10 protein-coding genes are annotated in these 15,050 nt (G+C 64.9%); 5 read left to right on the forward strand and 5 right to left on the reverse strand.

Features of this window, described 5'->3' with window-relative positions; all coding sequences use genetic code 11:
* Positions 1-22 precede the first annotated feature (22 nt).
* The 3 genes from RPS27_RS35065 to RPS27_RS35075 are packed head-to-tail and all read right to left on the reverse strand — an operon-like array spanning position 23 to position 5,773.
* On the reverse strand, positions 23-3,502 hold the full coding sequence (locus RPS27_RS35065) for an error-prone DNA polymerase (RefSeq protein ID WP_212067180.1): 3,480 nt from the start codon (positions 3,500-3,502) through the stop codon (positions 23-25).
* Positions 3,499-5,088: a DNA polymerase Y family protein gene (locus tag RPS27_RS35070; RefSeq protein ID WP_211417690.1), complete on the reverse strand. Its 1,590-nt coding sequence runs from the start codon at positions 5,086-5,088 to the stop codon at positions 3,499-3,501. Before RPS27_RS35070 ends, RPS27_RS35065 begins: the two co-directional genes overlap by 4 nt.
* Positions 4,979-5,773, reverse strand: a complete 795-nt coding sequence (locus tag RPS27_RS35075; RefSeq protein ID WP_194407106.1) for an ImuA family protein — start codon at positions 5,771-5,773, stop codon at positions 4,979-4,981. Before RPS27_RS35075 ends, RPS27_RS35070 begins: the two co-directional genes overlap by 110 nt.
* A 161-nt stretch (positions 5,774-5,934) precedes the next feature.
* On the opposite strand from RPS27_RS35075, the gene RPS27_RS35080 reads away from it, so the two are divergent.
* From RPS27_RS35080 to RPS27_RS35090, 3 genes are all read left to right on the forward strand, one after another.
* Complete coding sequence (locus tag RPS27_RS35080) at positions 5,935-7,170, forward strand: putative DNA modification/repair radical SAM protein (protein WP_212067181.1); 1,236 nt, start codon at positions 5,935-5,937, stop codon at positions 7,168-7,170.
* Positions 7,170-8,612: a UdgX family uracil-DNA binding protein gene (locus RPS27_RS35085; RefSeq protein WP_212067182.1), complete on the forward strand. Its 1,443-nt coding sequence runs from the start codon at positions 7,170-7,172 to the stop codon at positions 8,610-8,612. Before RPS27_RS35080 ends, RPS27_RS35085 begins: the two co-directional genes overlap by 1 nt.
* Before the next feature lie 98 nt (positions 8,613-8,710).
* The gene (locus RPS27_RS35090; RefSeq protein WP_194407103.1) at positions 8,711-10,339 is read left to right on the forward strand and encodes an inorganic phosphate transporter; all 1,629 of its coding nucleotides are present in this window, start codon (positions 8,711-8,713) and stop codon (positions 10,337-10,339) included.
* A 224-nt stretch (positions 10,340-10,563) separates the two neighbouring features.
* Here the strand turns inward: RPS27_RS35090 and RPS27_RS35095 are convergent, their stop codons facing one another.
* The gene (locus RPS27_RS35095; RefSeq protein WP_212067183.1) at positions 10,564-11,736 is read right to left on the reverse strand and encodes a M20 aminoacylase family protein; all 1,173 of its coding nucleotides are present in this window, start codon (positions 11,734-11,736) and stop codon (positions 10,564-10,566) included.
* 174 nt (positions 11,737-11,910) lie between these two features.
* On the opposite strand from RPS27_RS35095, the gene RPS27_RS35100 reads away from it, so the two are divergent.
* Complete coding sequence (locus RPS27_RS35100; protein ID WP_212067184.1) at positions 11,911-13,530, forward strand: GMC family oxidoreductase; 1,620 nt, start codon at positions 11,911-11,913, stop codon at positions 13,528-13,530.
* A gap of 12 nt (positions 13,531-13,542) precedes the next feature.
* Positions 13,543-14,421, forward strand: coding sequence for an alpha/beta hydrolase (locus tag RPS27_RS35105; protein ID WP_313754990.1), 879 nt, complete (start codon positions 13,543-13,545; stop codon positions 14,419-14,421).
* A gap of 57 nt (positions 14,422-14,478) precedes the next feature.
* On the opposite strand, the gene RPS27_RS35110 is transcribed toward RPS27_RS35105, so the two are convergent.
* Positions 14,479-15,050 (reverse strand): transposase (locus tag RPS27_RS35110; protein ID WP_313754991.1); only part of this gene is annotated, 572 nt, incomplete at its 5' end.

Below are 15,050 nucleotides of genomic sequence, written 5' to 3' on the forward strand. Positions count from 1 at the left end.
TAGAGGCATCCCGCGCCATCCCTCAATGGAAATCCCGCGACGGCGGCAGGATGCGCACGTTTCGGGGGTGGCGGATCTTTTGCGCGGGCATATCCGCAAGCGCGCGGGGGTCTTCATTGAGCGGCTCGACCAGTGTGGCGCCTGCCGGCGCCGAATGCTTGCGGCTCAGCGCATCGTTGGCGAGACCGACCAGATCGTGCGAGCGGTCGATCATGCGCTGGGCGATCAGATGCGTCACCTTCTCGGGGCTGCTCTGGATATAGCCGTGAACCTCGATGAGGCGCGCGCCCATCACTTCTTTCCGGTACTGCTCCATGATCTTGGGCCACACCACGACATTGGCGATGCCGGTTTCGTCCTCCAGCGTCATGAACACGACGCCGCTGGCGCTGCCCGGCCGCTGCCGGACCAGCACCACACCCGCACAGCGGACGCGGCGCCGCTCGTTCTCGTGGATGATCTCCCTGCAGGCGACGATCCGCTCGCGCGAAAACATCTCGCGCACGAATTCCATCGGATGGCCCTTCAGCGACAGCCGGATGGTCTGGTAATCCGCGACAACCTGCTCGGGGAGCGGCATCTCAGGCAGCGGCTTGGCATGCTCGTCCGGTTGCTCGCGGGCGGTCGCCGCCTCGAACAGCGGCAGCGGTACATCGTCAGGCAGCCGCCGCACCTGCCACAGCGCTTCGCGGCGGTCGAGCCCGAGCGAGCGGAAGGCGTCGGCATCCGCCAGCAGGATCAGCGCGCGCTTGGGCAGACCGGTGTCGCGGGCAAAGTCTTCCAGCGAGGTGAAGGGCCGGCGCTTGCGGGCGGCGACGATGCGGTCGGCCCAGTCTTCCTTCCTGTCATTCCGGGACGCGTCAGCGTCGAGCTCTGATGCGCAATTGCGCATCTGAGAATCCATTCCTCCAGGCGTATGCGGCCCGATGGATTCCGGGCTCGCGCCACGTGGTGCGCCCCGGAATGACAGCTGAGAGCGCTTCGGCCGCTCCTCATCCTCGTCCAGCCAGTGGAATCCGTCGATCTGACGGAAGCCGAGACGCACCGCGCAATATTTGCCGTTCCCCTCCTCCAGCGTGTTTTGCGCAAAGCTATAGGATACGTCGATGTCACGAATCTCGACGCCGTTCTTGCGGGCATCGCCGACGATCTGCGCCGGGGCGTAAAAGCCCATGGGCTGCGAGTTCAGCAGGCCGCAGCAGAACGCGTCAGGGTGATGGTATTTCAGCCATGACGAGATGTAGACGAGCTGCGCGAAGCTCGCCGCATGACTCTCGGGAAAGCCGTAGGAACCAAAGCCTTTGATCTGGTCGAAGCAGTTTCGCGCGAATTGAGGATCGTACCCTCGACGGATCATATTGCCGATCATTTTCTCTTCGAAATTGCCGATGGTCCCGACGTTGCGGAACGTTGCCATGGCACGCCGCAATCCGTTGGCCTCTTCCGAGGTGAACTCTGCGGCCACGATCGCAATCCGCATGGCCTGCTCCTGGAACAGGGGCACACCGAGTGTTTTGTGCAGGACCTCACGGAGCTCGTTCTTGTTGCCACCCTTCGGATAAGGATACTCGATATCCTCCGGCTTCATTTTCCGACGCCTTAAGTAAGGGTGCACCATGTCGCCCTGGATCGGCCCGGGCCGCACGATCGCGACTTCGATGACGAGGTCGTAAAACGTCCGCGGCTTCAGGCGCGGCAGCATGTTCATCTGGGCGCGACTCTCGACCTGGAACACCCCAAGCGACTCTCCCCGCTGCAGCATTTGATAGACTTCGTCGTCATCTTCTCCCTTGATATCCGCGAGCGCGTAGCGCTCGCCCTTGTGCTGGTCGATCAGATCAAAGCACTTGCGGATGCAGGTCAGCATGCCCAGCGCGAGCACGTCGACCTTCATCATGCTGAGAGCGTCGACGTCGTCCTTGTCCCATTCGATGAAGGTGCGATCGTCCATCGCGGCGTTGCCGATCGGCACATAGGTGTCGAGCCGGTCTTGCGTCAGCACATAGCCGCCGACATGCTGGGAAAGGTGGCGCGGGAATTCGATCAGCTCGGTCGCAAGCTCGACCGCGAGGTTGATCATGGGGTTTTTGGGATCGAGCCCGGCCTGCCGGACCTGCATGTCGTTGAGGCCCTTGCCCCAGCTGCCCCAGACGGTGTCGGCGAGCGCGGCGGTGACGTCCTCGGTCAGGCCCAGTGCCTTGCCGACGTCGCGAATGGCACTGCGCGGGCGATAATGGATGACGGTGGCGATGATCGCGGCGCGGTGACGGCCGTAGCGGCGATAGACATATTGCATCACCTCCTCGCGGCGCGAATGCTCGAAATCGACGTCGATATCGGGCGGCTCCAGCCGCTCCTTGGAGATGAAGCGCTCGAACAGCAGATCGACCTTGGTCGGATCGACCGAGGTAATGCCGAGCACGTAGCACACGGCCGAATTCGCCGCCGATCCCCGCCCCTGACACAGAATGTTCTGGCTGCGCGCGTAGTGCACGATGTCATGCACGGTGAGGAAGTAATGCGCGTATTTCAGCTCGGCGATCAGCGCGAGCTCCTTCTTCAGCGTGGCGCTCAGCTTTGCGTCAATATTATCGATACCGCCGAAATATTTGTCGACGCCTGCCCAGGTCAAATCTTCCAGATGCCCCTGCGCGGTCTTCCCGGGCGGCACCGGCTCGTCAGGATATTGGTATTTGAGCTGGTCGAGCGAGAAGTCGATTGCGTCCGCAAAGCGCATGGTCTCCGCGATCGCCTCGGGGAAATCTCGGAACAGCCGCGCCATCTCGCGCGGCGTCTTCAAGAACCGTTCGGCATTGGCCTCGAGCTTCCGCCCCACAGCTTCGATCGTGGTCTTTTCCCGGATACAGGTCAGCACGTCCTGCAGAGGACGGCGTGCGGGATCGTGATAGAGCACCTCGTTGGTCGCGAGCAGCGGCACCTTTGCCTTCGAGGCGAGATCATCGAGCCGCGCGAGGCGGCGGCGGTCGTCACCGCGATAGACCAGGCTCGCCGCCAGCCACACGCCTTCGGCGCGGCTCGCTTTCAGCTTTGCGAGAACATCCAGCGCCTGCACCGGCTCGAAGCGATGCGGCAGCGTCAGAACCAGGAGCTGTCCTTCCGAAAACTCCAGGAGATCGGCAAAGGCGAGACGGCACTCGCCCTTCTCGATCCGCGTGATGTCGTCGCCACGCTTGCCCCGGGTCAGGAGCTGGCACAGCCGGCCATAGGCGGCGCGGTCGCGCGGGTAGACCAGAATGTCGGGCGTGCCGTCGCTGAAGACGATGCGCGCGCCGATCAGCAGTTTCGGCTTGTGCACCACCTTATCGTTGTCGAGCTCACTCCACGCCCGCACCACGCCGGCTAGCGTGTTGTGGTCGGCGATCCCGATCGCGGGAAGGCCGAGCTCGCTCGCCTGACGCACATAGGCGCGCGGATCCGAGCCGCCGCGCAGGAAAGAGAAGTTCGTGGTGATGCCGATCTCGGCATAGGCGGGGGACGTCATGCGAAGAGACCGTGCACATACCAGCCGGGAGAAGCGGGCTTGCCATCGCCATCGAACACTTCCCCCTCGTAAAGACCGTCGCGAAAGATCCAGAAGCGCAGGCCCTCGGCATCCTCGATGCGGAAATAATCCCGCGTCAGCTGCTTGCCGTCCTGCCGCCACCATTCCATCGCGATGCGTTCCGGCCCCTCCACCCGCACCACGGCATGGAGCGCGCGGCGCCAGGTGAATTGATGCGGCGGACCATCCGGCACGGCCGCGAACGGCACCTTGATCGGCTCCGGCTTGTCGAACAACCTCAGGGGACGCAGCGGCGGCTCGCTCTCGACACGCGCGGGCCATTCGGCCTGCATGGCGGCTGCGAGATGATGCTGCGCCGGCGCGGCCATCACCGCACATTCAGGAATATGGGTATCCTCCGGCAGGTGCACGACGACGCGTTTCCCCCCGATGCGCGCGGCGATGCGGTCGATCAGCGCGGCGAGCTCGTCATTGTCATGGACATGAGCGTCGAGATCGCGCTGCTCCTGCACCACGATCTCGGTGCGGCTCGCCGACAGGCGCACCATGTCGAAGCCGAAACCAGGATCGAGCGGATCGGCAAGCGCATCGAGCCGCTCGCGGAACAGGCGGTCGATCACCGCGCTTCGCGTCACGGGACGTCCGGTCTCGACCATGATGGCGCGCACCACGCCGTCGGTGCGGAAGAAGGCGGCCTCCAGCCGCCGCGCGCCCTTGCCCTGTTTCTCCATCGATGCGATCAAGGTGTCGGCGAGCCGCGACAGCGTCATCGCGATCATGGTGTCGGTCGCGATCGGTTCGGCAAAGCGCTTCTCGACGATGTAATCGGGCAGCGGCTTGCGCGGGCTGATCGGCGCATCGCCCTGCCCCCGCGCATGTGCGAGCAGCGTGGAGAACCGGGCGCCGAACCGCGCCGTGATCTCGGAGGCGCTGCGCGATGCGACGTCGCCGATGGTCTTGAGGCCGGCGCGGCGCAAGCCGGTGGTAATGGCCTCGTCCGCACCGAGCGCGGACACCGGAAACCGCTCGATCGCCGCCGCCTCGTTGCCATCGGCAACGATGCTGCCAGATGCCTGCCGCGTCAGCGTACGCGCGCAGATCGACGTGCCGGCGATCGCCGCACCGACGGCAAAGCCCTGGCGGGCGAGCGCGCGAACCAGCGTCTTGAGCAGCGCAGCCTCGCCGCCGAACAGATGCGCGCAGCCGGTGATATCGAGGAACAGCCCGTGCGGCGGATCGAGCGCCACCAGCGGCGTGAAGCGATCGCACCAATCGGCGATGTCGCTGAGCGTTTTGGCATCGGCCACGACATCGGCGTCGAACACCCGCAAATCCGGACACATCGCTCGCGCATTCGCCAGCGGCTGGCCGATATACAGGCCGAGGCGCTCGGCGGCCTCGTCCAGCGCATGAATCACCAGCGCATTGTTGTCCTTGATGACGACGATGCCGGGTTCATCCTGCGCGCCGCCGCTCCCCTGCAAGAACCGCTGGATCCGGTCGATGGGCAGGCGCGGCAGCCACAAGCTGAGAATACGCCTTCGGCTCACTGAACTGGCACTCATCACAATTCCATTCCATGATCCACCGGCCGCAGGGGCCATGACGATTGCGCAAGAGCTCGGCATCGAAGCGCGGCGCGCCCCAGGCACTCCACACAGCTCCCGGCGGCGAATGCGCCGCGCGCAGCATCCATCGCGTCTCTGCGGTCGAGGGCAGCGGCTGCGCCGCCATGCGCAGCAAGAGACCGGTGACGCCGGAGCCTTGCGCGGCCAGCGTCAGCTTGCGGCTCGCCACGAGATCGAACTGCCTGGTCTCGCCCCAGAGCTCGAGCACGACGGCCCCCAGCGCGTCGCAGGCAAGCGCATCGGCCGAGGTTCGCAGCGCGCTCTCGACATCGGCGGCGCGCACCGTCACCACGCGGCGCGGGTCGAGGCCGAGCTCTTTGAGCCCGCTCATCGACAGCGCGCCGGCTTCCAGCTCCGAAAAATCCTGCCGCACCCACAACAGCGGCCGCTGCGCGCTCACGCGTCCCGCAAGACCCATGACGAATCCTGTGGCGGTCGTACCCTGCCGCCCCTCGCAAAACACCTCGTGGATCGCCGCGCGCGCGAGCCCGCCCTTCAGCACGGCATCGACCTCGTTATGGCCGAGCGCGACGCGGTCGTGCTGATGCACGATCTCCGCGGTCTCGATGCGTTCGATCTGGCCGCGCAAGGTCGCAAGCGCGCTTAGACGTGCGCCGCTCATGCTCGCCGCTCCTTCAGAGGTGATTGCCGGTGGCTCCCAAAGAGAACCAATGGCTAGCTCATTTGTTCATGATATGTTCTAATATAAAGCTAACGGCGCGCGGAGAGTCAATCGAATTGGCGCGCTTGCGGATTCATCAGTGGAATCAACGGGATTCAAACATGGACGTACAACGCAAGCTGGAAATCCTGGCCGACGCCGCCAAGTACGACGCGTCCTGTGCCTCCAGCGGTACCGAAAAGCGGGATTCCAGCGACCGCAAGGGCATGGGCTCGACCGCGCCAGGCATGGGCATCTGCCATTCCTACGCACCGGATGGACGCTGCATCTCCCTGCTCAAGGTGCTGCTGACCAACGCCTGCAATTACGATTGCCTCTATTGCGTCAACCGCGCCTCCTCGAACGTGCCGCGCGCCCGCTTCACCATTGAGGAAGTGGTCAAGCTGACGCTCGACTTCTACCGGCGCAATTACATCGAGGGCCTGTTCCTTTCCTCCGGCATCATCCGCAGCCCCGATTACACCATGGAGCAAGTCGTTAGCGTCGCGCGAAAACTGCGCGAGGAGCATCACTTCCGCGGCTATATCCATCTCAAGACCATTCCCGAGGCCGATGACGCGCTGATCGCGGAGGCCGGCAAATATGCCGACCGCCTCTCCATCAATATCGAGATGCCCGAGGAGACCAGCCTGCAGCAATTCGCGCCCGAGAAGGACGTGCGCGCGATCCGCCGCACCATGGGCCGGCTGCGGCTGAAGCTGGACGAAGCCGAGGACAACCGCAAAGCAAAGACGAAGGCGAGGCCGCAGCGCTTCGCGCCGGCGGGCCAGAGCACGCAGATGATCGTGGGCGCCGACAGCGCCTCCGATCACACCATCCTCCACACCAGCTCCAACCTCTACGGCTCGTACAAGCTGCGGCGCGTCTATTATTCCGCCTTCAGCCCGATCCCCGATGCGAGCCGCGCCTTGCCTCTGGTGCAGCCGCCGCTGCTGCGCGAGCACCGGCTCTACCAGGCCGACTGGCTGATGCGATTCTACGGCTTCGACGTTGCGGAGATCGTCGACGACAGCGCGATGCTGCCGCTCGACATCGATCCAAAGCTCGCCTGGGCGCTGCGCCACCGCGACCGCTTTCCGCTCGACGTCAATCGCGCCAGCCGCGAGGAGCTGCTGCGTGTGCCCGGCTTCGGCACCAAGGCGGTCGAGCGCATCATCGCGACACGGCGCACCACCACGATCCGCTTCGCCGACCTCGCGCGGCTGCATGTGCCCAAGCACAAGGCGCTGCCGTTCATCGTCCTCAGCGATCACCGCCCTTCGCCGCACCGTCTCGACGACGCGCGGCTGATCGAACGGTTCAAGCCGAAGGCAACACAATTGGGATTTAGCTTCTGATGCAGTATATCACCCTCGACACCGAAACCGATTTCGACGGCTGGCGCACAGCCGCCCGCAGCCTCGTGCTTCACCACGTGAGGCCCGCCGATGTCACCTTTGCCGTGCAAGGCGGCGAAGCCGAGCTGTTCGCCCCGCCCGCGCCGTCACCAATCCTCGAGGTGAACGACGGCACCTTCAACGTATCAGGCAAGTTCATCGAGCTCGCGAAAGCAGCGATCCTGCACCGCGATCCCGAGCGCTTTGCCATCCTCTATCGGCTGCTGTTTCGGCTGAAGGACAATCACGATCTCATCGAGGTCGCGACCGACCCTGACGTCGCGCAAGTCACCGCCATGGCGAGAGCGGTCCATCGCGACGAGCACAAGATGCATGCCTTCGTGCGCTTCCGCGAGATCGGCAGGGAACGCGCAGCGCATTACGTCGCCTGGTTCGAGCCGGAGCATCACATCGTCGAGCTCGCAGCGCCGTTCTTCGCCAAACGCTTCGCCGACATGCCCTGGTCGATCCTGACGCCGGACCTCTGCGCGCATTGGGATGGCCATGCGCTCGCGTTCACACCGGGCGTCAGCAAGAGCGAAGCGCCGGGCGAGGACCGGCTGGAGGAAACCTGGCGGCGCTATTACGCCAGCATCTTCAATCCGGCCCGGCTCAAGGTGAAGGCGATGCAGGCCGAGATGCCGAAGAAATACTGGAGGAACCTGCCCGAGGCCTCGATCATTAAGCCCTTGATCGAGGACGCCGAGCGCATGACCGGCGCCATGATCGCCAACGCCGCAACCGATCCGCACAAGCCCCAGAAGCGGCCGGAGGCTCCGATGCCACGCAAGACCGCCGCCGACGATCTCGAAACCCTCCGCGAGGAGGCCGCGCATTGCCGCGCCTGTCCTCTCTACAAGGACGCGACACAGACCGTGTTCGGCGAAGGCCCGAGATCGGCCAACATCATGCTGGTCGGCGAGCAGCCCGGCGACAAGGAAGACCTCGCGGGCCACCCCTTCGTCGGCCCAGCCGGGCAGATGCTCGACCGTGCGCTCGCGGAAGCCGGCGTCGACCGCAAGAAGGTTTACGTCACCAACGCGGTCAAGCACTTCAAATTCGTGCCGCGTGGAAAGATCCGCCTGCACCAGAAGCCGAATACGCCGGAGATCCGGGCGTGCCGGCAATGGTTCGAGCGGGAAGTCTCAGTAATCCAACCCGATCTGATCGTAGCGATGGGTGCCACCGCGGCGCAGAGCGTGTTCGGCAAGATCACCCCGATCGGCAAGACCCGCGGCCGCCTCATAGACCTTCCCGACAGGCGCAAGGCTCTGGTGACGGTGCACCCGTCTTATCTGCTGCGACTGCCCGATCCAGAGGCCAAAGTGCTGGAATATCGGCGCTTTGTCGAAGATCTGAAGATTGCAGCGGGCCTGCAGAGGAAAGCCGCGCACGCCGCCTGAATAGTGGTGGGAAAGCGGCCTTCAACCGCCGCTTGTCATCCAACCTTCAAATCCATCGCGGACAATGCCCTTACTTTAAAGTTAAGGGGCGTCCAGACATGACCGATGTTGCATTCGACCGCGCGGTAGCCGATCCCGCGCCCGTTCAGCCGGCCTCGCGGCCGAATCTCGACAAGGGCTTCAATCCGCTGACGATGATTTTGTTCTTCGGCATCCTTGCCGCAGGCCTGCTGTTCGTCGCCTACAGCATCTATGCCGACGTCAACGCCACCGGCACGAAGGTGACGACCTACCTGCCCTACATCCTCCTGCTCGTCGCGCTGCTGATCGCGCTCGGCTTCGAATTCGTCAACGGCTTCCACGACACCGCCAATGCGGTGGCGACCGTGATCTACACCCATTCACTGCCGGCCGAAGTCGCGGTGATGTGGTCGGGCTTCTTCAACTTTCTCGGCGTGCTGCTCTCCTCCGGCGCGGTCGCCTTCGGCATCGTCTCGCTGCTGCCGGTCGAACTGATCCTCCAGGTCGGCTCCAGCGCCGGCTTCGCGATGGTGTTCGCGCTGCTGATCGCCGCGATCCTGTGGAATCTCGGCACCTGGTTCTTCGGCCTGCCCGCCTCCTCCTCGCACACGCTGATCGGCTCGATCATCGGCGTCGGCGTCGCCAACGCCGTCATGCGCGGCCGCGACGGCACTTCGGGCGTGGACTGGACCAAGGCGACCGAGATCGGCTACGCACTGCTGCTGTCGCCGCTGTTCGGCTTCATCTGCGCCGCCGTGCTGCTGCTGCTGCTCAAGTTCATCGTGCGCAACCCGGCGCTCTACGCCGCGCCCGAGGGTAACAAGGCGCCGCCGCTCTGGATCCGCGGCCTCTTGATCGCAACCTGCACCGGCGTCAGCTTCGCGCACGGCTCCAATGACGGCCAGAAGGGCATGGGCCTGATCATGCTGATCCTGATCGGCACCGTGCCGACGGCTTACGCCCTCAACCGCGCGCTGCCGGAATCCCAGGTCGCCCAGTTCCAGAAGACCTCGGAGGCCGCGTCCAGGGTGATCGCGGCGAAGGGCGCCGGCCACAGCATCATCGGCGATCCCCGCCCCGCCGTGACGCAATACATCGCGCTGCGTCAGCTCAACGAAGGCACTTATCCCTCGCTCGCCGTGCTGGTGAAGGATGTCGGCAATCAAGTTGCCCAATACGGCTCGCTGAGCAAAGTGCCGGCGGAGGCCGTCGGCAACACCCGCAACGACATGTACATGACCTCGGAAGCGATCCGCTTCCTGATGAAGGACAAGGAGAACGATCTCGGCAAGGACGAGATCGCGACCCTGAATGCCTACAAGGGCTCGCTCGATGCCGCCACCAAGTTCATCCCGAATTGGGTGAAGATCGCAGTTGCCATCGCGCTCGGCCTCGGCACCATGATCGGCTGGAAGCGCATCGTCGTCACCGTCGGTGAGAAGATCGGCAAGACCCATCTCACCTACGCGCAGGGCGCCTCGGCCGAGCTCGTGGCCGCCGCCACGATCGGTGCCGCCGACGTGTTCGGCCTGCCGGTCTCGACCACCCACGTGCTGTCGTCAGGCGTCGCCGGCACCATGGCGGCGAACGGCTCGGGCCTGCAATGGTCGACCATCCGCAACCTGCTGATGGCCTGGGTGCTGACGCTGCCCTGCGCGATCATGCTGTCGGCCACGCTCTACGTGATCTTCTCGAGGATCTTCTAGAACTCTTGCCTCTCCCCGCTCTTACGGGGAGAGGCAATTGCCTTTGAAGAATGCACAGACGTCGTCATGCCCGGGCTTGTCCCGGGCATCCACGTTCTCAGCGCGTGGACAAGCGTGGATGGCCGGGACAAGCCCGGCCGTGACGCTGTGGTTGGTGTCAATGCCCCAGCCCAAACCTCATTCGCGATGCCCGACCGCAAGCGGGGCTAGGTGAAGAAAAAGCCTTACGACGCCGCCAGCGATTCCTCGACCAGCTTCACCCAGTACGACGTGCCATACACGATCGCCTCGTCGTTGAAATTGTAGGCGGGGTGATGCAGGCCGGCGCTGTCGCCGTTGCCGCAAAAGATGAAGGCGCCGGGCCGCGCTTCCAGCATATACGCGAAATCCTCGCCGCCCATCAGCGGTGGCATCTCGTGCACATTCGCATCGCCCGCGACCTGCCTGGCGATGCGCCGCGCCACCTCGGTCTCCGCGGCATGGTTGTTCACCACGGGATAATTGCGCTGATAGCGCAGGTCGATCTTGGCGCCGGTGATCTGGGCGACGCCCGCGACCACCTCGTGCACGCGCTTCTCGACGAGCTTGCGCACCTCGGGCGAGAGCGTGCGGATGGTGCCCTTCAACGTCGCGGTCTGCGGAATGACGTTGCGGGCGTTGCCGGCGTGGAATTCGCAGATCGAGATCACGGCCGATTCCAGGGGATCGACGCTGCGTGCGACGATCGACTGCAAGGCGGTGATCACCTGCGCCCCGACCAGCACGGAATCGATGCATTTGTGCGGACGCGCGGCGTGACCGCCGACGCCTTCGATGTTGATATCGACCTCGTCGGTCGCCGCCATGATCGGACCGGGCCGGATCGCGAACGAGCCGATCGGGATGCCCGGGCCGTTGTGCATGCCGTAGACCTGCTCGATGCCGAAGCGTTCCATCAGGCCGTCCTTGACCATGGCCGCGCCGCCGGCGCCGCCCTCCTCGGCAGGCTGGAAGATCACGATCGCATCGCCGGCGAAGTTGCGGGTCTCGGCGAGGTAGCGGGCTGCCCCGAGCAGCATCGCGGTGTGCCCGTCATGACCGCAGGCGTGCATCTTGCCCGGGGTCTTGGAGGCGTAAGGCAGGTTGGTCTGCTCGTCGACCGGCAGCGCATCCATGTCGGCGCGCATGCCGATCACCTTGAGCCCCTCGCCGGCCGGCTTGCTGCCCTTGATCACGCCGACGACGCCGGTCTGGCCGAGGCCGGTCACGACTTCATCGCAGCCGAACTCGCGCAACCGCTCCGCCACGAATGCTGCAGTGCGATGAACATCGTACAGCAGCTCGGGATGCTCATGGATGTCCCGGCGCCAAGCCTGAATATCGGGTTGGAGGTCGGCGACGCGGTTCACGATGGGCATGGAGGGTCTCGAGCTTTGTTGAAAATGCAGGACTGTCTACCATGCAAGCGGCAGTCCACCTAACTCCCGCGGATTGAGGGTAGCTCTGTCCTGTCGTCATGGCCGGGCTTGTCCCGGCCCGCGGCGTCTGCCTATTAGGACGAAACGTTGAGTGACCATCCGGGTGGAAGCAGAATGCCAAGACGGCTCGAAGGTGAGTTTGACTACATTGTCGTTGGGGCCGGCACGGCCGGCTGCATCGTCGCCAACCGGCTCTCGGCCGAGCCCAGGAACCGCGTTCTCATCCTCGAAGCCGGCGGCGACGACAACTGGATCTGGTTCCACATCCCCGTCGGCTATCTCTTCGCGATCGGCAACCCGCGCTCGGACTGGATGTTCAAGACCGAGGCCGAGCCGGGGCTGAACGGCCGCTCGCTCGCCTATCCCAGAGGCAAGGTGATCGGCGGCTGCTCGGCGATCAACGCCATGATCTCGATGCGCGGACAGGCTGCCGATTACGATCACTGGCGCCAGCTCGGCATGACCGGCTGGGGCTACGACGACGTGCTGCCGCTGTTTCGAAAGCTCGAAGACCACTTCCTCGGCGCGAGCGAGCATCACGGCGCCGGCGGCGGCTGGCGCATCGAAGCGCCGCGGCTGTCATGGGACGTGCTCGACGCGGTCGGCGACGCCGCCGAGGAGATGGGCATCAAGCGCATCCCGGATTTCAACACCGGCGACAACGAAGGTACCAGCTATTTCCACGTCAACCAGAAGCGCGGCCGGCGCTGGTCCTCGGCGCGCGGCTTCCTCAAGCCGGCGCTGAATCGTCCGAACCTGCGGCTCGAGAAGCATGTGCTGGTCGACCGCCTCATCATCGAGCAGGGCCACGCCGTCGGCGTGCGGTTCATCCAGAACGGCGAGATCATCGAGGCACGCGCGAAACGCGAGGTGATCCTCTCGGCCGGCTCCATCGGCTCGGTGCAGGTGCTGCATCGTTCGGGCATTGGCCCTGCCGACTGGCTGTCGCCGCTCGGCATCGACATCGTGATGGACAAGGCTGGCATCGGCCGCAATCTGCAGGACCATCTGCAGCAGCGCGCGATCTACAAGGTCGAGGGCGTGCGCACGCTGAACGAGACCTATTACAATCTGTTCCGCCGCGGCTTGATGGGCCTCGACTACGCCTTCCGCCGCCGCGGTCCGCTGACCATGGCGCCCTCGCAGCTCGGCATCTTCACCCGCTCGGATGCGACGCGCGCGCGCGCCAACATCCAGTTCCACGTGCAGCCGCTGTCGCTCGACAAGTTCGGCGATCCGCTGCACCGCTTCCCCGCCATCACCGTCAGCGCCTGCAATCTGCAGCCGACCTCGCGCGGCACCGTGCGGCTGCGCTCGGCGAGCCCGGACGAGAAGCCGATCATCGCGCCGAATTATCTGTCGACCGACGACGACCGCCAGGTCGGCGCCGACGCCATCCGCACCACCCGCCGCCTGATGCAGCAGAAGGCGCTCGCCAAATATCGCCCGAGCGAATACCTGCCCGGTCCGACCGTCGGCGACGACGACGCCTCGCTGGCGAAAGCCGCCGGCGACATCGGCACCACCATCTTCCATCCCGTCGGCACGGCGAAGATGGGCGCGGTGAGCGATCCCATGGCCGTGGTCGACGAGCGCCTGCGCTTCTACGGCCTCGAAGGCTTGCGCATCGTCGACGCCTCGATCATGCCGACCATCACCTCGGGCAACACCAACACGCCGACCGCGATGATCGCCGAGAAGGGCGCGACGATGATCCTGGAGGATGCGAAGTAGCGTCCCGCCATCATGAACCCCCACCGCTTTTCAATCGGCCCGGCCGGCGCACAGATCGCGATGTTGCAATGGGGCGAGAGCGGCAGGCCGCCCGCCCTGCTCGTGCACGGCACCGGCTTCGTCGCCGCCGTCTGGGACGAGGTCGCGCGCGAGCTCGCCTCGACCTACACCGTCTATGGGCTCGACCGCCGCGGCCACGGCGCCAGCCACAAGCCCGGCGCCTATCATTTCCTGGATTATGCCGATGACATTTGCCGGGTGATCGACGCGCTCGAGCTGCGCGATGTCTACGGCATCGGCCATAGCGCGGGCGCGACCGATCTTCTGCTCGCGGCAAAGCTCCTGCCCGGACGTTTCACCCGCCTGTTCGTGATGGAGCCGACCGTGATGGACCCGCGCGCGGCCCGTTCCGGAGGACTGAACGACGAATCCCTCGCTCGCGTGCAGGGCACGCTGCGCCGGCGCGCCGAGTTCGACAGCGCGGATGCCGTCTTCGAGCGCTACCGCACGGCGCCGGCGTTTGCGGATTGGACCGAGACCTCGCTCCGCGCCTATGTGCGTCACGGCTTCGTGTCGCTCGACGATGGGCGAGTGCGGCTCTGCTGCACGCCCGAGATCGAGACCGCGATCCTGCGCCCGATCTACGAGGCGATGGAGCAGGTTTACGTCGGCGATGCCCGCGGCAATCCGTTCGGCTCTCTCACCGAGATCGACTGCCCGGTGCGCGTCACGACCGCAGCGAAGTCGGGGCCGATCTACAAGGAGATGGCAGCGCGCGCGGTCTCGCTGATTCCTCGCGTCAGCACGATGGTGTTCGAGGGTGCCGGGCATTGCGTGGCGCAGGAAATGCCGGCGGCTGTGGTGGATGCGGTAAGGGAATTCACAAGATAGGTCTCGTGCCCCAGACGCGACGCAGCACGCAGTGATGCGCTGCTGAGCCGGCAACTGTTATGTTGGCCTAGTGTACAGGTACGGCTTTCGATCGCGCATGATGGCGTTGAGGACCGTCAACAGCTTCCTGGCAACGGCAATGAGAGCGAGCTTGGCAGGTTTGCCGGCCTGTCGCAGTCGAGCGTAGAAGGCCTTGAATGGATCGGCCCGGCGGATCGCATTGAGAGCGGCCATGTAGAGGGCATCGCGGACGCGCTTTCGGCCCCCGACGATCTTCCGCTTGCCGCGGTAAGCGCCGCTGTCGACGTTGAAGGGAGCCAGGCCGGCGAGCGCGGCCACCTGCTTCGGTCCCACTTTTCCGAGTTCCGGCATCTGCGCGATCAGCTGCATGCAGGTTACGGGGCCCACGCCGGGAAGTGACCGCATCAACTGCGCATCATCGGAGACCTCCGGCTCAGTCTTGATCAGTGCGCTAATATCGGCCTCGATTTCGGCGATCTCATTGTCGAGGACTTCAATGAGCCGACCGATGCGATCGGCCATGGCGCGGTCCTCGGCCTCGCTGCGCCTGTTCTTCTCCTGGGCACGCATGAGAACCAGTTGATCCCGCCGTTTTGCAAGCCCCGCCA

The organism is Bradyrhizobium sp. WYCCWR 12699 (assembly GCF_032144035.1).
Taxonomy (GTDB): Bacteria; Pseudomonadota; Alphaproteobacteria; order Rhizobiales; family Xanthobacteraceae; genus Bradyrhizobium.